Source organism: Moraxella caprae DSM 19149 (assembly GCF_000426885.1).
In the GTDB taxonomy this organism is placed as follows: domain Bacteria; phylum Pseudomonadota; class Gammaproteobacteria; order Pseudomonadales; family Moraxellaceae; genus Moraxella; species Moraxella caprae.
On record NZ_AUGF01000011.1, the window covers coordinates 46424 to 65927 of the forward strand.

A 19504-nucleotide genomic window follows, 5' to 3' on the forward strand; every position below is an offset into this window, starting at 1 on the left:
TATCACAAATAGAGCCGTCATGACTGAGTTGTCCCTAATCGTCGATTTGCGTTGGTGTTTGGATGAGTTATTAAAAGAAGGTCGCATTGACCAAAAATCATACAATCTTGTCATCACCAGTCGTAACGACCCTGCCCTACACCCCGTCCAAAACATCGCCCGTTTTAACCTGACGAGCTTATTAGACCATCAGCCCCTAACTGTAGATAAGCTCAATCTATGGTTGGCGGGCAAAGCTGGCGTGGACGTGGTGCGAATTGACCCTCTAAAAGTAGACGTGCCGAGCGTGACGGGCATCATGTCCTTTGAGTACGCCAAAAATCAGTACATTCTGCCCATTGCCGTGACAGACACGGAAGTCATCATCGGCACTGACCAACCTTTTTATCACGATTGGCATGCCAACATCAGCCACATCGTCCGCCCCAAAAACATCAAGGTCGTTTATCTGTCACCTGAACAGCTCAATCGCTACCGTGCCGAGTTCTATCAAGTCACCCGTGCCATACAAGGGGCGGACATTGCCCAAAAAAAGGCAAGTGCGGACGTTACCAACGTAGAAGCCCTACTCCAACTTGGCGATAACAACAACCCTGATGCCAATGACCAACACATCGTTAAAGTCGTAGATTGGCTTTTGCAATACGCCTTTGAACAGCGAGCTTCCGACATTCACTTGGAGCCACGCCGTGAGACGGGCAAGGTGCGATTTAGAATTGACGGGGTACTGCATACCGTCTATGAGATGCCTGCTGCGATTTTGACGGCTGTTACCGCTCGTATCAAGATTTTGGGACGATTAAACGTTGCCGAGAAACGAAAGCCCCAAGACGGACGTTTAAAGACACGCACCCCAAAAGGGCTAGAAACCGAACTTCGTCTGTCCACCTTGCCCACCGCATTTGGCGAAAAGCTCGTCATGCGTGTGTTTGACCCTGAAGTGTTGGTACGCACCTTTGCTCAGCTTGGCTTGACGGGCAAACAACTAGAAACGTGGCACGCTCTCACCGCCCACCCCAACGGCATTATTCTGGTAACAGGCCCCACAGGTTCAGGCAAAACCACCACGCTATATAGCACACTCAAACAACTTGCCACCGAAAAAGTGAATGTCTGTACCATTGAAGACCCCATTGAGATGATTGAGCCGTCTTTTAACCAAATGCAGATTAACTCAGCGATTGATTTGCACTTTGCAGACGGCATTCGCTCGCTCATGCGACAAGACCCTGACATCATCATGGTAGGCGAAATCCGAGACGGCGAGACGGCAGACATGGCGGTGCAGGCAAGTCTGACGGGGCATTTGGTGTTATCCACCTTGCACACCAATGACGCTCCTAGCTCTTTGACACGGCTACATGATTTGGGCGTTCAGCCGTTTTTGACATCGGCAACCATTTTGGGCATTATGGCTCAAAGGCTTGTCAGAACGCTTTGCCCTCACTGCAAATCCGCCCAAGACGTGAGCGAAAACTCGCCTCTAGCGGACGAATGGCGTGGGCTTGTTGCTCCGTGGAACGCTCCTGTTCCGTCCAAAATCTACATGCCTGTGGGCTGTGATGAGTGCCGAAACACAGGCTATAAAGGGCGAATTGGGCTGTATGAGATCTTGCCGTTGTCCAATGAGCTTAAAAAACTGGTTGCCAAAGACGGGGGACTTGACGACCTAAAAAAACAGGCGTATAGTGAAGGGGTGTTACCGTTACGCATAGAAGGAGCAAAACGTGTGGCAGAGGGCGTTACCACGCTTGAAGAAGTGCTTCGGGTTGTTCCGTTGAATTAGCAAAGCTCGACCAAAAACATCTCCCAATAATCCAGTCTAAAAAGCTTTCAAACACAAAACTAAAACAAACCCCAAAGTTTTAAACTTTGGGGTTATTAAGTTAGATGCTTAAATTAGAAACGATAAGTTGCACCAACTTTAACAATAGGATACCAAGTGGGATTATTATCTCTGATGGTTTTTTCTAGGTCAGCTTGAAATTCTGCTTTATTTTGGCTTGGAACAACATCATTATCTAGATTAACTTCTGTTTTCCATTTGCCAGTATAAGCAGCACCCACTTCACCAAAGAAACCGATACGGCTGTTACTGTTGATATTTGGCTTAACACCCAACGTCAAGTAAGGAGCCAAGGTATTGCCAGACTCTGCCTTAACATTGATATTGCCACCAACTTTGTATTCTTTATCATCAATCTTGATGGTTGCTCTCCCTTCTTGGGAAGTTAGGGTTGCATCAAGCTTATTGTCTTGAAAAATAACGCCAGTACCTACAGTAAAGCGGTTTTTCCAAGGACGTAGATTAACACCAACATAAGGGTTGCTGTAATCGCCATCAAGTTTTAGGTTGCCTTGATAATCACCCCATTCATTACCTAGCACTTTTTTCCAGTTGATGACAGAATCACTACCACCGATGTCGGTATCTACATCGAAGCTACCGCCATTCCAGCCAGCAACCACTTCGGTTGATTCGTTGGCAGACCATGCAATGCTTGCACCATAACCCAATGTACCAATCTCAGCATTGACAGCACCTGGCTTGGCTAATGTGGTGAAGACAGTCTTACCACTATCTACAATGGTATGACCTGCATTGGTTACAACATTTGCCATGGCAGTACCAGAAAATAATACCGCGCTAGTTAGGGTTACTAACTTTAAAGTTTTCATCATCTTTTCTCCAAAAGTAATATATAAACTAAACATTAATTTATATGGTTTAATTTTAATATCAAAAAACCATAAAATCAATAGTCAAATCAAAGGAATTTGTGATATTTTGATGACTTTCATGTTTTATTATGTAAACATCTAGGACTAAAATTACCGCAAAGATTATGCAGTAACAAAAAATCTTATACTGACGACAGTAAGGGCATTAAAAATTCACTCAGCTTATCAATCAGCTTATAATGGTAAATTGTTGATTATCTCGTAATTATTTTTTCGTCTAGAGAGATAAATCAATTCACCCTTGGCAACTTAATAACTCATACAGGGTTAAGAATAAGGTATTAAAATAGGCTTGGGGTCTTTACTCATCCAAAATCGGCAGATGAATCGCCTCTCGCCCATGCAACGCACAGACAGCATAAATCTTGGCAGTGGAATGTTCTGCCCAAATGGCATTTGCCATGGCAAGCAGTGTCGAGCCTGTGGTCACAACATCATCCACCAGTATCGCGTGACGAGTCGGCAAAGGGTCGGCCAGATAAAAATCATGCTTGACGTTGTGCAGGCGGTCACTACGGCTAAGACCACGCTGATGAATGACATTATCCAAGCGAGCGACACCTTGCCACATCGGTATCTGCCACAAAAAGGATAAATATCTGGTCAAAATCAGCACAGGATAAAAGCCTCGTTCCACCAAACGAGAGCTTGTGGTCGGAGTTGGAATAAGGACGGCATTATCAGCATTTACCCCTTGAGGTCGCTTGACGTATCTCATCAGATGATATAACACCATGAGTGATGACACATCGCCTTTGTCTTTAAAGGCGGTCATGACCTGCTTTAACGGCACATCATAATAAGCACTCGCATACAAAGCAATCTCTCGCCCATCATCACGCATGGCAAATATCGGCAATCTACCTGCCCACTGGGCATGACAATACATACAAAGCAGTGGAGCATGGTAAAAGGGTGCGTGGTAAACAGGAATATGGCAAAAAGGGGCATGGTCAGCCACACCCCCTATATCCAACTTAGGCTTAACCTCTATCGTCTGCCCACATAACTGACAGCACTCATGCACGTATGATGAGAGAATGGCAAGGGCATACGGGGGCAGGCGAGCGAGCAAAGGTTATAATCCTATCCAGTCATTTAACATCACGCCCACGCCCACGGTCGTGGACTCATGATTATAATCAATGATGGACTGACCATAGCCATGAAACAGCTGAACATAACCACTCACACCACGACCAATGGGGCGAACATAGTCAAGCTGAACCGCTCCTTTGCTGGTTTTAGGGTTATAACGCAGTGTGCCTGAGATATTATTGCCCTTATCAAACTGATAAATAAAACGCACATCGCCATGACCATAATAGTCTACAATATCAGGGTTATCATCAGGACGGTTACTGTCACTGGTCTTAGCAACTCTCGCCCACAGGCGTGGCATGACCGTAAAGTTACCCCACTCCGCCCCTGCCATGACATAGGCACGGTTCCATGAGCGTGACAGGGAGTCACCTTCACCATTTGAGTGGTGTACCGCACCCGCCCCAAGCATGCGTAGCTTGCCATCAAAGGGTAAGTCTGCCACCACAGGCTGAGTGATAAACAGCTCTGGCTGATAGTCATGAGCCCTAAACGGACGTGAGTTATCTTCGTTATAGACCTGCCAATGCGACTGCTGAGTATAGCCAAACCACATGTCTGCGTTCGTACCAAACAAATCTTCGACAACTTTGGATTTGAATGAGAGTTGGAATTTTAACTCGGTACTACGTATTTCGTTTTCGGTATAATCCACTGCTTCTTGGGTTGGGGTGCTGACCGAACGGTTGGGCTTGGTATTGACAAATACTGGTAGGATATACATGGGGTTATGAGGACGAGCTTTCCATAGCCCACCACTGTTTCTATCCAAGTCATAAGCCAAACTCAGCGGTGTGTATCTGCTACCATTCACCTTGCCAAAGCCACCGGCACTGATGTTAGGATTTACCTCATCATCTGCCCCATGCTCTGTTAGGGCGATGTCAGCAGTCGGCAAATCACTGGCGGTCTCAGCAAGCACTACCTGTGGGTCGCCCTTGATGGTGCGTTTAAAGGTCTGTCCCAAATCAAGAGGGCGTTTATCTTGGAGTACGCTTGGCACTTTGCCTAGGGCAATGCTGTCAAAACACGCCAAACGCTCACCATCATTGACCACGGATGCACAGTCAAAAAACAGTCGCTCACCCTGCACAGGGTCGGCAATGTCAAGCTCATTCGTCTGCACCGCACTCACTTCGGGCATGGGCAGGGCAATCTCTTCTGCCCATGCCTGCCCACTCATCACGCCTAGTGACAATGACGAGAACGTCACAGCAAGGCTCAATCGCTTTGGGATAAACTTCATAAAATATCTCACACTGGGTAAATGACAAGTTTAAATCATTATGCGTTCATGCTTGTCATGTTTTGTTAAATGATAGATATACTAAACGATAAATCAAAATAAGACCAACGGTTGAATTTTAAAACATCAAACACAAAGACCGCTATTCATATTTTTGCCCATCAAACACAATCCAGCCCCCTTGGTGTCTGCCCGCAGGGTCATGGTGCGTCCCATGCACCACCCCACCTTTGTCGGTGTATTCATACTCGCCATAAAATGACACACTGTCGCCCTTTTTTAGCCCTGTCACATACGGGGCTAGGTCAATGTTATGGGCGATAAGCACCGTCATGTCCACCCCGTCTAATGAGACGATGAATTTTTGGTGACGTGAGCCTTTGTTGTCATCGGGCAGGGTTGCCTTGACCGTGCCACACCCTGCCACTTGGACATCAGAGCGTCGCTCGGTAAAGCTTGTGGCAATGAGCTGATTTTGACAGCTTGGATTTGACTGCTTGGGCGGTGTGTTTTGGGCGGTTTGGGCATCCACCAAAGTCTGAGCCTGCGATCTTTGGGGAGCTTGCTTGCTTGGTTTATCATCAAGACAAGCGGTCAATACCAAACACATCACTCCTAATGTCGCCCCCAGTACAAATGGTCTTGCCCAGTGTGTACATGCACCCAGTGCTATCTTGGTTTGTCTGGCCTGTTTCATTTTATCTGTCTGTTTACCCATTTTGCCCAAAGCAAGTCATCAGAACATGGCTTAAAACTGCATATTTTAACAAAAGCCAAACAAGCTTGCAAAATAAAGTTGTAAACGCTCGGGTTCACAACTCTACCTTACCTAAGATTACCAATTTTTACCAAGCTGACATTTTTTGTCAATGACTTACAATTTTTGTCAGTTGTTTGTTGTTGGCTTTGTAAATTTTATACCTGCATTTAGAAGACGGTATCAATTTTAAAAAATTTTAAAAACAATTTTTAAAATCATCAAAACTGCGCCAATGCCGTCTCAAAATCCGCCCGTTTGGTCTCGCCAAGTAGCATGGTTTGCAGCTGCCCTTGTTTATAAATAAGCAATGCCGGAGGCCCAAACAGTCCATAACGTGCCAGTACCGCTCGGCTGTCGTCATTGGTCTCGGTAATGTCTAGCTTGACCACTTGATAGTCTGACAGTGCCGCAGGGCGATTGGTAAATAGTGTGCGTTCCATGATACGGCATTCGACACACCAGTCGGCAGTCACGTCCACCAGCACTTTTTCATGACGGGTAAGGATGGGGTCAAGCTCGCTTAGACTGCTGATTTTGATGTCTGCCTTGGACTCGGCAACAGTCGCGGTCGCCCCCAGTTTGGCGAGCGGTCGCCATGGGTCAGTTGTCCCCATGCTCGCCCCCACCACAAGGCACACCGCCCACAACGCCCCCACCAAGGCAAATGCGTGCGACGCCAGATTTTTCATTCTAAATAGCCACACTGCCGTCATCGCAAACCACACCGCCCAAATGATGAGCATGACAGGCGAGAACAGCAGTCGCTCTAATAGCGACAGCGACACCGCGAGCAATAACAGCCCACAAAATTCCTTGACACGGTTCATCCACTCGCCTGCTTTTGGCATGAATTTGCCCTGTGCCAGACCGATGAACATGAGCGGTATGGACAAGCCAAGCCCCAACGAAAACAGAGCGATAAACCCAAAAGGCACGCTACCACTTACCGAGACTGCTGTCAAAGCCCCTGCCATGGGGGCGGACACACAAGGCGACACCACCAGTGCCGACAACGCCCCAGCGACAAAGCTACCGCCCACACTGCCGAGCTTATCATCGGCAGATTGGGATTTTCTGTGCAAAATGTCTCGCACGCCCGACGGCAAGGTTATCTTGATGATGTCAAACATATACAAGGCAAGCAAGGCAAAAATAATGGCAAACACCCCCAGCACATAAGGATTTTGCAGTAGTCCAAGCACGCCCACCGCCTGCCCAAACCACGCAATCAGACCGCCCAACACACCATAAGCCGTCGCCACACCCAGTCCATAACTGCCCGATAAGGCAAATCCCTTTAAGGCGGTATGGGACTTGTTATGAGCAACGATATTGGCGACAATCGGTATCATCGGATAGACGCATGGCGTAAAGGACAGCAACAGCCCCGCTAAAAAGAGCAGTAGCACCGCTAGGGCAGGATTTTTGTTAATGCCAAACGGGTCGCTTTGACTGCTTACTGCCTGATGACTAATGTCTGCGGCCGCCGTACTTGTTTGGGCATTTGGGGAGCTTGCCATGTTGGCAGATGACTCATTACCCAGTCCGCCACCCATCTCATCATTTGATTCGCCAGTTAGAGCATTCCCCTGCTCATCGCCAAATACAGGCGTGACCAGTGGCGATGTTGGGGCTGATAGTGTTTGGTCGGGAGCGGTGTTTTGCGTGGCAGAGACACCTACTCCGTCTTGGCTCATGCCTGCCTGTGACGACTGGGTAAGCTCTGTGGTTGGGCTGGTTTTGTCCAAGTCTGACTTGTTATTTAGCTGATTATCCAAGCCAAGCCCCATGCCATCTTTGGGCGTGCCCTTGTCCGATTGGTTGGCTTTATTTGCGACCGTGGTTTGACTGCTTGGTGTGTCAGGATTTTTTTTGGCATTGCCTGTTAGGCTGATGGTCGTTTTTAGTGTCTCAGGCGGATAACACAGCCCTGCCTTGGCACAGCCCTGCCAGCGGATACTTATCGGGGCGGTCACATCGGCAGTGGTGGTCAGTTTGACAGTTGCCACCACATCTTCTTCAAATACAGCCACTCGCCCAAACTCAGGATCGTCTATCATCGTGTGTGGTTTGTTAAACGACCACGCCCCCATGCTCACGCCATCGGGCAGGGTCACTTTGATTTTGTCTTTATAAACATAATGCTCGGGCGTTACCCCAAATGTCACCGCAAGCGTGTCGCCCTGCTGACTGGCAGAGACGTTAAAGGCTTGGTGAACGGGTAGGAATTTGGATTTGGACTGATGAGCAAACAGCCCTGATAGCGTGCCATCGCTTTTGGCGGTATCGGCAGACAGTGCCATCGCAGACATGGGCAACGCCAAAGCAAGCGATAAGGCAGACAGGCGGGATAAGGAAGTTAGTGAATGAGTGAATTTTGACATATTGTATCCTATTCTCAACTTTATATCAGTGATTGATTTATCAAGGGCGAATTGCAATTCACCCCTACAACCCGAAAAATAACCATCAGATAATCAGTAAGTTACCATTTTAAGTTGAGAGTGAAGTATATTGTTTAGCTATGATAAAATGGCATAAGCCACAGAAAAAAACGGCTTATTATATCATAAGCCGTTTTTTAACGATTATACACAAATCACACGTGATTGTGGATTTTTGTTAATTTTATTTCAGATGATTTTAAATGATTTAAATTAATTTTGTTTTAAATAAGGCCACGCCGATTTTAGATAAATCATCATCGACCACAGGGTCAATATCACCGCAATAACCATCAAGGTATAGCCCAGCGTCTCCAAAACCTGCCAATTGAGTAGCAGTACGGTAATAGCAACCATCTGAAATGTCGTTTTTAATTTGCCTACATATGAGACTGCCACCGATGTGCGATTGCCAAGCTCTGCCATCCACTCACGCAGTGCTGACACGGCAATCTCACGAGAGATAATCACAATGGCACTAATCGCCATCACGATGTTCGGATGCCACTGCACCAAGATAATAAGTGCCGCCGCCACCATCAATTTGTCCGCCACAGGGTCTAAAAAACGCCCAAATGCCGAGCTTTGGTTGAGCTTGCGTGCCAAATAACCATCAAGCCAATCAGTCAGTGCCGCCAATATAAAAACAAACGTCAGCAAAAAATGACGAAGCATGTTATCGCTGTATTCTAGCATGCCAAGGCGGGCAATGGCATTATCAGGAATGGCAGGCACGCCAATGCCGAGTGCAGGGGGCATGTACGCAATCGCCACAAACAGCGGTATCATGATAATGCGAGCAATTGTCAAGTTATTGGGCAGGGTAAAAATGCTAGTCTTATTGGGCTTATCGTTAGACATGGCGGGCTGAACATAAAAATATGGGCGTATGATACCCTAAAATGGGGTGTTTTTGTGTAAAAATTTAAGATTTTTACACAGATTTTGGGTAAAATAAAGCAATTTTTATGCCCACTTTATTTTTATCCTTTATTCTCTACACTCATCATCAAATCATCACACCATCATGACTCATCCGACCCCATCATCGCCCAAGTCCATCACCCACTTTGACGCCATCATCATCGGTGCAGGGGCTTCTGGGCTGTTTTGTGCTTTTCATCTTGCCGAACGTGGCAAAAGCGTGTTGGTGCTTGACCACGCCAACAAAGCTGGCAAAAAAATTCTCATGTCAGGGGGCGGACGGTGTAACTTCGTCAATATGGACGTGCGTCCTGAGCATTTTATCAGCCATAATCCGCATTTTGTACAGTCGGCATTGGCAAAATTCACACCCCATCATTTCATGAATTATGTCTATAAGCATGGCATTGGTTTTCATGAAAAGTCGCACGGGCAACTGTTCTGCGATGACTCATCCAAAGACATCCTAAGCATGCTCCTGACCGAATGCGACCATCATGGCGTAACCATCTGGCTAAACACCAAAATCAGCACCATCAACAAGAGCGACACATTCACCCTAACCACGCACAAAGACAACCGTGAGCACACCCTATCTGCCCACTCACTCATCATCGCCACAGGCGGTCTATCCATTCCCACACTCGGGGCGAGCGGTTTTGGCTATCAGATTGCCGAGCAGTTTGGACATCAGATACTGCCAACATCGGCAGGTCTTGTGCCGTTTACTTTTACCGACCACATCGGAGCCATGGCAAAAGAGCTAAGCGGTATCAGCATGGACGTCATCGCTTTTAATGACAAAGCCCAATTTGCCCTACCGCTACTGTTTACCCATCGGGGACTGTCAGGCCCTGCCATGCTTCAACTATCCAACTATTGGCAAATCGGCGAGTACATTCACGTCAACCTACTGCCACACATGAGTGCAGGCGAGCTGTTAATCAAGCACAAACACACGCACCCCAAACAGCACATTCGCACCGCCTTACAGCCCTATTTTGCCAAAAAATTGCTATTGGCGTTAGAGAGTCACTTTTGGCAACAGCACAAAGACAGCGAGCTTGCCAACATCAAGGACAAAGAACTCATCACGCTCGGCAACGCCCTAAACGACTGGCAAATCAAGCCATCAGGCACCGAAGGCTACCGAGTGGCAGAAGTAACCCTTGGCGGGGTGGACACCCGTGATGTATCTAGCAAAACCTTTGAGAGCAAACTGTGCGATGGTCTATACTTTATTGGCGAAGTACTGGATGTCACAGGTCAGCTTGGCGGTTATAACTTTCACTGGGCATGGGCAAGTGGCTTTGCGTGTGCGATGGCGGTGTGAGCATGTTTTATTGGAATTTTTTAAATCAGCCCCATTTTTAACCTTATTAACCGATTTATTAAGAGCGAATTGCCATTTAACCCCATACCCAAAAAATTACCTAATAATCAATAAACCATCATTTTAGGTTAAGATGATATTAAAATCACTTCTAATTTTTTGAAATAACTTGTAATAAGGACACCCATGCAATTTAAATTTTTGGATAACATCACAGGATTTGGCGATAAAGATTGGTCAAAACAATGGATAATCGCTTGGTTTGTGGTTGGGGTCATCGCCCTATTTTTCGGCTTTTGGCAAACCACCGAACACACAGGACTTGACTGGTTTTATCTTATTGTCTCCTACATCGGGCTTTTGTGCGTGGTGGGTTTGTCCTTCCGCAAAAACGTGATGGGCAACGGCTTTGGTATGCTTGCCACGGCAGGGGAAGTGGTCGTGCAGGGCAGTCGTGGGGCGATTGGACTCATGCTTGCCCCACTCTTTAACTTTTTTACGCACGTTTGGGGCGTGATTTATTGGAAAAAGAACACGGACGCAGACGGCGATATGCTTCCACAATCGGCAAATAAATATGTGTGGATAATTACCGTTTTATTTATCGGTATTGGCATTTATTTATTTCCGATTATCAATGACTGGCTTACCGCCCATAATTACGCCATTTATCAAGATGACGGCTCTACCTTTATGGGGATTAGTTTTTATACCATTAATATTTTGGCATTTATTTTGTCCGTTACCGCCCAAGCCACGATGATAATGCGATATTCTTTTAATTGGTATTTGTGGATTATTGTTAATATGGTTTGGCTCATTGTCAATATCATGACAGCTAATTATATTTTTGCCATTCAGACAATGGTTTATCAAGTCAATGCCATTGTTGGGTTGTATGGCTGGTATCGCAGTGAAAAGATAAATAAAGCCAAAATAAATAATTGACAAACCATTTAACAGTAATTTAAAAATCTTAAATTTTAAATATTTATCATTTTAATAATGATAAATTATTGACAATGTTTTTATCATGGGTTAAATTATTAGCAATAAATTAACCCGTTATTTTACCAAGCCTAAAATAAGGACATTTTATGCATCCATTTAAATCGCAAAAACCCTTATCACTTTGGCTGTCCGAATATGCCGTCAGCCATCAAAATCCCACGAACAAACGCATTCATTATATCTGTGTGCCGATTATCTTTTTGACCATAGTCGCCCTACTTTATCATATCTCAACATATCTACTTGCAGTCGTTACGATAGGCGTGCTGTGGTTTTATGTGCGATTGTCTTTGTCGTCCTTTATTGCCATGCTTGCCTTTTATGGGCTGTGTCTTGGTGTTGCTGTGTTTGCCCCTGTTGGTATTTGGTTTTGGGTTGAGGTGTTTGTGGTGGCTTGGATTGGGCAATTTGTCGGGCATAAGGTTGAAGGGGCAAAGCCGTCATTTTTTGAAGATTTGCAATTTTTGCTGATTGGACCTTTGTGGGTGGCTTTTGCACTGTTTGGCAAAACCCCTGCCCGACAATCATAACCCCAATTTTGTCATGGCTTTTTGCTGATAAAATGATTATAATGTCATCATAATGCTCCATTATGATGACATTATAATCATTTTATCATTAATGACGGCTATACCCAATAAACTTTAAAATTACTACAAACACAATGATTTGTGGATGTAGGGGCGTGCTGTGCACGCCTTGCACGGTAATGTCATCAAAAGGGTGTGCTCAGCACACCCCTACAAACCCGTGGTAAATATCAAGTTGGTTAGGTGTATCTCGCCTTTTATAACCCATTTAATCACATTGACATGATGTTAAGGACTTATCATGACCCAACCGACCGACGCCCAAATCGCCAGTAACGCCCTAGCGACCATCGCCCCCATCAGTGACATCGCACGCAAACTCGGACTGTCCGACGACGACATCGAACACTACGGCAAACACAAAGCCAAAATCCGCCACACCCCGACCACTGACCGCCAAGGCAAGCTCATCTTAGTGACCGCCATCAACCCCACGCCTGCTGGCGAAGGCAAAACCACACTCGCCATCGGGCTGGGCGATGCATTAACCGCACTCGGTGAGCGTGCCGTGCTTGCCTTGCGTGAGCCATCGCTTGGTCCTGTGTTCGGTATCAAAGGCGGAGCAACAGGGGGCGGTCAGGCACAGGTCGTCCCTATGGAAGACATCAACCTGCATTTTACGGGTGATTTTCACGCCATCACCAGTGCCAATAACCTATTGTCCGCCTTGATTGACAACCACATTCATCACGGCAATGAGCTGGGCATCAACCCCAAAAAAGTGCTGTGGCGACGTGCCTTGGACATGAACGACCGCTTTCTTCGTCACATCGTGGGTGGCATGGGCAAACCCAGTGATGGCGTGATTCGCCCTGATGGCTTTGACATTACCGTGGCGTCTGAGATTATGGCGGTGTTTTGTCTAGCACGAGATTTGAACGACCTAAAAGAGCGACTGGGCAACATGATGGTCGCTTACCGTTTTGATGGTACGCCTGTGTTTGCCAAAGATTTGCAGGCCCAAGGGGCGATGACCGCCCTACTCAAAACCGCTTTTGCCCCCAACCTAGTTCAAACCATGACAGGCACGCCCACACTCATCCATGGTGGACCTTTTGCCAACATCGCCCACGGCTGTAACTCGGTCGTGGCGACACGGCTCGGGCTGGCACTGGGCGACTATGTGGTCACCGAAGCAGGCTTTGGGGCGGATTTGGGGGCGGAGAAGTTTTGCAACATCAAATGCCGACTGGCAGGGCTTCGCCCCGATGCAGTCGTGGTCGTGGCAACCGTGCGTGCCTTAAAATACAATGGTGGCGTCGCCAAAGATGACTTGACTGGCGAAAATCTCACCGCTCTGTCCCAAGGACTGCCCAACCTACTAAAACACATCGACAACATGAAATCCGCCTTTGGTCTGCCTGTGGTGGTCGCCATCAACCGCTTTGTCAGTGACAGCGATGCCGAACTTGCCCTGATAGAACAAGCCTGCCATGACAGGGGCGTGGCGGTGTCGCTGTGTGATGTCTGGGCAAAAGGCGGACAAGGCGGTCTTGACCTTGCCCAAAAAGTCATCGATGCCACGCACGCCCCCAACCACTTCGCCCTAACCTACGATGATAACGCCAGTGTCAGCGATAAAATCACCGCCATCGCCACAACCATCTATGGGGCGGACGGTGTGTCGCTCACTGCCAAAGCCCTATCCGACATCAAAGCCATTGACAAATTGGGCTTATCACAACTGCCCATCTGCATGGCAAAAACCCAATACTCACTCTCTGATGACCCCAAAGCCCTAGGCAGACCCACGGATTTTACCATCAGCGTGCGTGAAATCACCATCTCGCATGGGGCTGGGTTTTTGGTCGCACTCTGCGGCGACATCATGAAAATGCCCGGACTGCCCAAAGCCCCCGCGTCCATGAACATTGATGTGGTTGATGGGGAGATTATGGGGTTGTTTTAGACAACCAAGAATCCATTTGATGATCAATATCGGCTATGTAAAAAACCTGCCATAGCCGATATGCCAAATCAGCAGTTGTTTTTTAGCTTTTTATTTCTTATGCTGTTCTGATTTTTGGGTGAGCTTCACTCTTGTGTCCGCCCACGCTTGTTCCATTTTTTGTTTATACGCTTGCCAATCATCATCGCTTTGATTGGGCTGTTTGTGGCTATCAGGGTTTTGTTGGAGTATTTGCGGTGTTAATTCTTGCAATGTCAATTCTTGTGGTATTTCTTGGGGTGTTAATGGTGCATTGTCCGATATGTCATTTTGATGGTTATTGTCGCTCATTTTATCATTATTACTGTTATCATCACCGCTCTTATCATCATGATTGATTGGCTTATTATTAATTAACTTTTCGTCTTTATCAGTATGATTGATTTGCTTGTCGTTAATTAATTTTTTGTCTTTATCAACATAACTGTTTTGACTTTCATCAATATCATGCATGGATGCCGTGATTTTATCATTGACTGTTGTTTTTGTTATTATTTGCTCTGATGGTTTGCTTTTTTCGACCGCTACCGAACGCTGTCCTTGTTGATAAAACAGCCTTGCCCCCAAACACATCCATAAAACAGCCCCAATCACAAACACGATGAAATCGGCATTTTGCACCCCGTCTTTGGTTGTTACTATGATAACAAGCCACACCAAATCCAACAATGCCATAATCACAATGATGGATAAGACATTGATACGGCTAAGCTGTTTTTTGGGCAATAAAAATGTCGGACTGACCAGCCAATAAACCGCCAGTAAAGGAAAAATAAAATTAACACTCAGCCATAATCCAAACATTTTTACTCCACGCCTAACCCATCACGCCAAATCCGCCCATTTGTCCTTATCCTTAAACATACATTCATCAAACACCACGCACGAGCCACATTTTGGCGAGCGAGCCATGCAAGTATAACGCCCATGCAAAATCAGATAATGATGAGCGTCCACCAGATATTTGGCAGGAATGCGTGTCATGAGAGCCTTTTCTACCGCCAGCACCGTTTTGCCTGTGGCAAGCCCCGTGCGATTGCCCACCCGAAAAATGTGCGTATCTACCGCCATGACAGGCTCGCCAAAGGCGGTATTTAGCACGACATTGGCGGTCTTTCTACCTACACCTGCCAACGCTTCTAGCTCGTCTCGGGTGCGTGGCACTTGTCCGCCGTGCTTGTCTAGCAGGTCTTGGCAGGTCTTGATGACATTGGTCGCTTTGGAGTTGTACAGTCCGATTGAGTTGATATAACTCTTTAAGCCGTCCAGTCCCAAATCCAAAATCGCCTTTGGCGTGTTCGCTACAGCAAACAGGCGAGCGGTGGCGATGTTCACGCTTTTGTCGGTGGCTTGGGCGGAGAGCATGACGGCGATGAGTAGCTCAAAATCGGACGAGTAGTTAAGCTCAGTTACAGGTTCTTTGATATGTTCGGACAGCTTGGCAAAAAACCGTTCACGTCTGTCGGCATTCATCGGGCGAGAGGCTGGCGTGTCGGCAGTTTTGGCGGTGGTGAGTTTCGTTTTTGTGGTTTTGGCGGTCATGGCAAGGGGCTAGACAAAATCAGAATTGATGATTATTATACCACAACTGCACCGCTCGTTATTTTAAAAATCTCAATATCATTTTTATGCTCTACTTATGATTTATTTATACCATACGCCATTATCAAATATCTTATCAAATGATTTAACACCGCTTGATAAAAAACAAATCATCGCTAATCATCGCCATGCTCATTTAATACACTTTTGCCAAAATAATCATTTACCCATACCCATTTATGATAAATATGATAATGGCAAACCATTTATTGCAAATATCTCCAATCTGCATTTTAATCAATCGCATTGCGAAACTGATTATGCCTTAATATATAGTTTAACCATTCAAAATATCGGTGTGGATATTGAAAATGCCAATCGTAAGTTAAATAAAAACACCCTTTCCAAACGTTATTTTCATGATGATGAATATCACGCTTGGCAAAATAGTCAAGATGATAAATTATGGTTTGCTTATTGGACGATTAAAGAGGCGGTATTAAAGGCAAGCGGGCTTGGCATTCGTTTATCGTTAAATGAATTAAAAGCGGTATTTATGACACAAGATAGCGGATACGTGTGTCATGATAAGATTGGGAAATTTTATTTTAAAAATATCTATATTGGCGAATGCGTGATAACGGTGGCATATCCGTTTGATTTTGGGGTGGTGGGGATTGTTGGGGTGTAGGTTTTTGGGGTTTTTAAATGAGTGTTGTGGGGTGTGATATATCCAATGCTTGAAATTTGATATGTGGACGTAGGGGCGTGCTGAGCACGCCCGATGATATAAAATACACCAAAGGGCGTGTGCAACACGCCCCTACAAGGGGTTGTTTTCAAAATTCAGAATAATGCAGATATGGGCTAATTGACCGTATTTTTAAGCCCCATAAAACCTATCTTGTTCCCACAGTGCAGGATTGTTGCTGATATATTCTGAAATCATTTGATAAGATTGCTCATTTCTAATAATATGCTCATAATAATTTTTCTGCCAAACCGAATGATTAAATATATGTTTTAATTGACTGCTCACGCTTGATTTATAACCACGAATGATAGAACCAATAGTATTGGATTGACTGATAAATTTATCTTGATGAATGTTTGTTAATTGTTCTTTTATTTCTATAATGGCGTGTATATGATTTGGCATGATGATAAAATTATGTAATTGAATATTTTGTCTTTTATTTTGATTATACAGCCAAGTATCATGAGCGATTTTTCCACAATCATTTAATATCATTTGATTATCTATGACATAACCAAATAAATGCAATCGGTTAATACAACAAATGGTAATAAAATAATAACTATGATTGGTATAATCATAATGTTGTAGGCGAATGGTTTGCCTATTTTGAGAATATGTCATTTTGTTGAAATTATTGGGTTGTGGGTATTATTGGGCATGCTCAGCACGCCCCTACGGTATGGGTTTTGGCACACACCTTTAATCATATGCCAGTTTTTCATTTCTCTTTTTCATCATCTTCCCATTGTATAAGCCGTCTTACGATTTTGCCAAATAGCGTATCCTTTTTATAATCGCCTTTTTTATTTTTATCATGAATCGGCATATCGGTCAAAATAAACAACGCTTCGTAAATGCTACTCACCGCATAAACATGAAACTCGCCACGCTCTACCGCCCTCACGACATTATCAGGGAGCATGAGCTGTCCGATGTTGGTTTTTGGGATAATCACGCCTTGCTCGCCGTTAAGCCCATGCTCAGCACAAGCGTCAAAAAAGCCAATAATTTTTTCGTTCACACCGCCAATCGCCTGAGCGTCCCCAAGCTGATTCATGGAGCCTGTGATTGCAAGTGATTGATTTATCGGCACATTTGCAAGGGCGGACAGTAGCACGGCACATTCGGCAAGGGTGGCACTGTCGCCGTCAATGTGGGCGTAACTTTGCTCAAAGGCAAGGCTTGCTGAGAAATTAAGCTCGGCAAATTGGCTAAATAATGAGCGTAAAAAGCTCGTCATGATAAGCATTCCCTTGGCGTGCAGACTTCCGCCAAGCTCCACGTCTCGCTCTATGTCTAAGATTTCGCCCGTGCCAAACTTAGGAGCGATGAGTGCGGTCAAGCGAGCAGGTAAGCCAAATTCGCTGTCGGCATAGGCAATCACGGTCAAGGCGTTGATTTGTCCGACCACTTTTCCTGTGGTATTGATAAGCTGTTGTCCGTTTTGAATCTCTTGCCAATATAATTCTTTTAAATAGCCTTTACGTTCTTTAATGTCATCTAAGGCATTTTGGACGTGAGTTTTATTGACGGTTTTGACAATATTTTTATCATTGTTTTTATTATCAATATCATAAGAATGATTTAAATAAAACTGTCGTGCCGATTCTACCACAAGTTGCAATAATCTATCGCTGTGTAAATCCAATTTGTCTTTATCATCGGCATAGACGGACAATTCGTCCAATATCGCCCCAAAGGCAGTACTATCAAATATGGGCAATGCTTGTTTTTTTATCATGTCGGCAATTTTATGGGTGATAAATAATTCGCTGTCGTGATTGCGTGGTAGGGTATCATTAAAATCGGCTCGGATTTTAAATAGGTTATTAAATTCAGGTTCAAATTCTAATAATTCATAATATAAATCAGGCTCTCCCAATAATATCACTTTTACCGATAATGGCGTGCTGTCAGGCGATAAAGATACTGAGCCTGTTAGGGTTAGCATTTGTTCTAGGCTTGATATGCTTAGCGATTTTGATTGTAAGGCTCGCTTTAACCCTTGCCACGCATAGGGGTGCTCTAATAGCGATGACGCTTCTAATAATAAATATCCGCCATTGGCTTTGTGCAATGCCCCTGCCCGTATCATGCTTGCGTCCGTTAAAATCGTGCCAAGCTGAGTGATGTATTCAATATGCCCCAACAGATTGGGGTGGGTTGGCATGTCTTCAAAGACAATGGGCGAACCGCTATTTGGCGTATGGCTTACCGCCACATTGACATAATAGCGATTGGGGATATTTGCCGTTTTTACCATAAAGTCTTCATCATGCTCTACGATAAATAGGATATTTTCTATAATATCTTTTTGATAGTCGATTAAATATTGGCTGATTTTTTTATCATGTTTATTATCATATTTTTTTATAATGGGATTAAATAATGGCTTGATGATTTTAATCAAAAGTGTTTCGTGAAGTTCGTCTATTTTTTGATTGATTTCATCATCTAAATTGTCCAATTCTATATTTATTTTGGTGAGTTTTTTTTGTAATTTATCAAGGGCGGTATTGTTAATGGGTTTTTTGTCATCAATGGGGGTAAATACCGCTTTTTGGTCGGCAGAATGTAATAAGGTCAAATTATGACTTTTGGCGGTGGCGTTGATTTCATCAAGCAAATTTCTTTCTTGTTTTTGGGCGGATTGCTTAATGGTGGTAATGCTGTTTTGGTAGCTGATGCTATTAAATTTGGCGATGATTTTTTTATAAAGTTCATGCCAAAGTTTGTGCATGTCCTTGGCAAAAATCGCCCCTTGACCGCTTGGCAGGGTAAGTGCAATGGGGTGGCGGGGTGCGTCAAAATTATGCACATAGACCAAGTCGGGCGGGGTCGGCTCATGTTTGGCACGCTCGGCAAGCAGACGCGTGATGAGCGTGCGTTTACCAAGCCCGTTTTCGCCCACGGCAAAGACGTGGTAGCCGTTTGCCTTGATGTCAAGGGCGGTCTGTATGGCATTGACGGCTCGGCGTTGCCCAAAGTCGTTCGGGGCGGGGCTTGCGTGCGTGCTGTCGGGCGGTAGGGCATGGGTGTCAGTGTAGCGTTTTAGGGCGGTGTGGGGCAGGCGGTAGGGGGCGAATTGGTCGGTCATTGTTGT

Annotated in this window: 16 protein-coding genes; 6 read left to right on the forward strand and 10 right to left on the reverse strand. The window is 45.3% G+C overall.

The genetic code is table 11. The annotated features are described in order from the left end of the window. The first annotated feature begins 19 nt into the window (after positions 1 to 19). Complete coding sequence (locus K941_RS0104840; protein WP_029102722.1) at positions 20 to 1786, forward strand: GspE/PulE family protein; 1767 nt, start codon at positions 20 to 22, stop codon at positions 1784 to 1786. A 113-nt stretch (positions 1787 to 1899) separates the two neighbouring features. Here K941_RS0104840 and K941_RS0104845 read toward each other — a convergent pair whose 3' ends face one another. The 6 genes from K941_RS0104845 to pgsA all read right to left on the reverse strand — a co-directional run bounded on the left by K941_RS0104845 (position 1900) and on the right by pgsA (position 9154). Next, complete coding sequence (locus K941_RS0104845; RefSeq protein WP_228130362.1) at positions 1900 to 2622, reverse strand: hypothetical protein; 723 nt, start codon at positions 2620 to 2622, stop codon at positions 1900 to 1902. Positions 2623 to 3043: 421 nt separating this feature from the next. Next, positions 3044 to 3817, reverse strand: coding sequence for a ComF family protein (locus K941_RS14765; protein WP_147287573.1), 774 nt, complete (start codon positions 3815 to 3817; stop codon positions 3044 to 3046). 3 nt (positions 3818 to 3820) lie between these two features. Then, on the reverse strand, positions 3821 to 5089 hold the full coding sequence (locus tag K941_RS0104855; protein ID WP_036387505.1) for a phospholipase A: 1269 nt from the start codon (positions 5087 to 5089) through the stop codon (positions 3821 to 3823). A gap of 142 nt (positions 5090 to 5231) precedes the next feature. Beyond that, positions 5232 to 5786 carry a DUF3465 domain-containing protein gene (locus tag K941_RS14770; RefSeq protein WP_228130363.1) on the reverse strand — a complete coding sequence of 185 codons (555 nt, stop codon included), beginning with the start codon at positions 5784 to 5786 and terminating at the stop codon, positions 5232 to 5234. Positions 5787 to 6067: 281 nt separating this feature from the next. After that, a complete protein-coding gene (locus K941_RS0104865; protein WP_036387507.1) occupies positions 6068 to 8233 on the reverse strand; it encodes a cytochrome c biogenesis protein CcdA in 2166 nt (721 codons plus the stop codon). Positions 8234 to 8506: 273 nt separating this feature from the next. Continuing rightward, complete coding sequence (gene pgsA / locus K941_RS0104870; RefSeq protein ID WP_029102726.1) at positions 8507 to 9154, reverse strand: CDP-diacylglycerol--glycerol-3-phosphate 3-phosphatidyltransferase; 648 nt, start codon at positions 9152 to 9154, stop codon at positions 8507 to 8509. 166 nt (positions 9155 to 9320) lie between these two features. On the opposite strand from pgsA, the gene K941_RS0104875 reads away from it, so the two are divergent. The 4 genes from K941_RS0104875 (at position 9321) to K941_RS0104890 (ending at position 14060) form a co-directional block, all read left to right on the forward strand. Then, the gene (locus K941_RS0104875) at positions 9321 to 10550 is read left to right on the forward strand and encodes a BaiN/RdsA family NAD(P)/FAD-dependent oxidoreductase (protein WP_036387510.1); all 1230 of its coding nucleotides are present in this window, start codon (positions 9321 to 9323) and stop codon (positions 10548 to 10550) included. Positions 10551 to 10736: 186 nt separating this feature from the next. Further along, complete coding sequence (gene pnuC, locus K941_RS0104880) at positions 10737 to 11498, forward strand: nicotinamide riboside transporter PnuC (RefSeq protein ID WP_029102728.1); 762 nt, start codon at positions 10737 to 10739, stop codon at positions 11496 to 11498. A 149-nt stretch (positions 11499 to 11647) separates the two neighbouring features. Continuing rightward, on the forward strand, positions 11648 to 12091 hold the full coding sequence (locus tag K941_RS0104885; protein WP_029102729.1) for an Mpo1 family 2-hydroxy fatty acid dioxygenase: 444 nt from the start codon (positions 11648 to 11650) through the stop codon (positions 12089 to 12091). 301 nt (positions 12092 to 12392) lie between these two features. Further along, on the forward strand, positions 12393 to 14060 hold the full coding sequence (locus K941_RS0104890; RefSeq protein ID WP_029102730.1) for a formate--tetrahydrofolate ligase: 1668 nt from the start codon (positions 12393 to 12395) through the stop codon (positions 14058 to 14060). Positions 14061 to 14150: 90 nt separating this feature from the next. Here K941_RS0104890 and K941_RS0104895 read toward each other — a convergent pair whose 3' ends face one another. Both K941_RS0104895 and nth read right to left on the reverse strand, forming a co-directional pair. After that, positions 14151 to 14903, reverse strand: coding sequence for a Frag1/DRAM/Sfk1 family protein (locus K941_RS0104895; RefSeq protein WP_029102731.1), 753 nt, complete (start codon positions 14901 to 14903; stop codon positions 14151 to 14153). Between the two features lie 21 nt (positions 14904 to 14924). Continuing rightward, a complete protein-coding gene (nth, locus tag K941_RS0104900; RefSeq protein WP_029102732.1) occupies positions 14925 to 15572 on the reverse strand; it encodes an endonuclease III in 648 nt (215 codons plus the stop codon). A gap of 166 nt (positions 15573 to 15738) precedes the next feature. Between nth and K941_RS14775 the strand changes: the two genes are divergently transcribed. Next, a complete protein-coding gene (locus K941_RS14775; RefSeq protein WP_051225890.1) occupies positions 15739 to 16332 on the forward strand; it encodes a 4'-phosphopantetheinyl transferase family protein in 594 nt (197 codons plus the stop codon). Between the two features lie 192 nt (positions 16333 to 16524). On the opposite strand, the gene K941_RS0104910 is transcribed toward K941_RS14775, so the two are convergent. Both K941_RS0104910 and K941_RS0104915 read right to left on the reverse strand, forming a co-directional pair. Next, the gene (locus K941_RS0104910; protein ID WP_029102733.1) at positions 16525 to 17022 is read right to left on the reverse strand and encodes a transposase; all 498 of its coding nucleotides are present in this window, start codon (positions 17020 to 17022) and stop codon (positions 16525 to 16527) included. Positions 17023 to 17119: 97 nt separating this feature from the next. Next, positions 17120 to 19498, reverse strand: coding sequence for a Lon protease family protein (locus tag K941_RS0104915; protein ID WP_036387514.1), 2379 nt, complete (start codon positions 19496 to 19498; stop codon positions 17120 to 17122). Between the last annotated feature and the right edge of the window lie 6 nt (positions 19499 to 19504).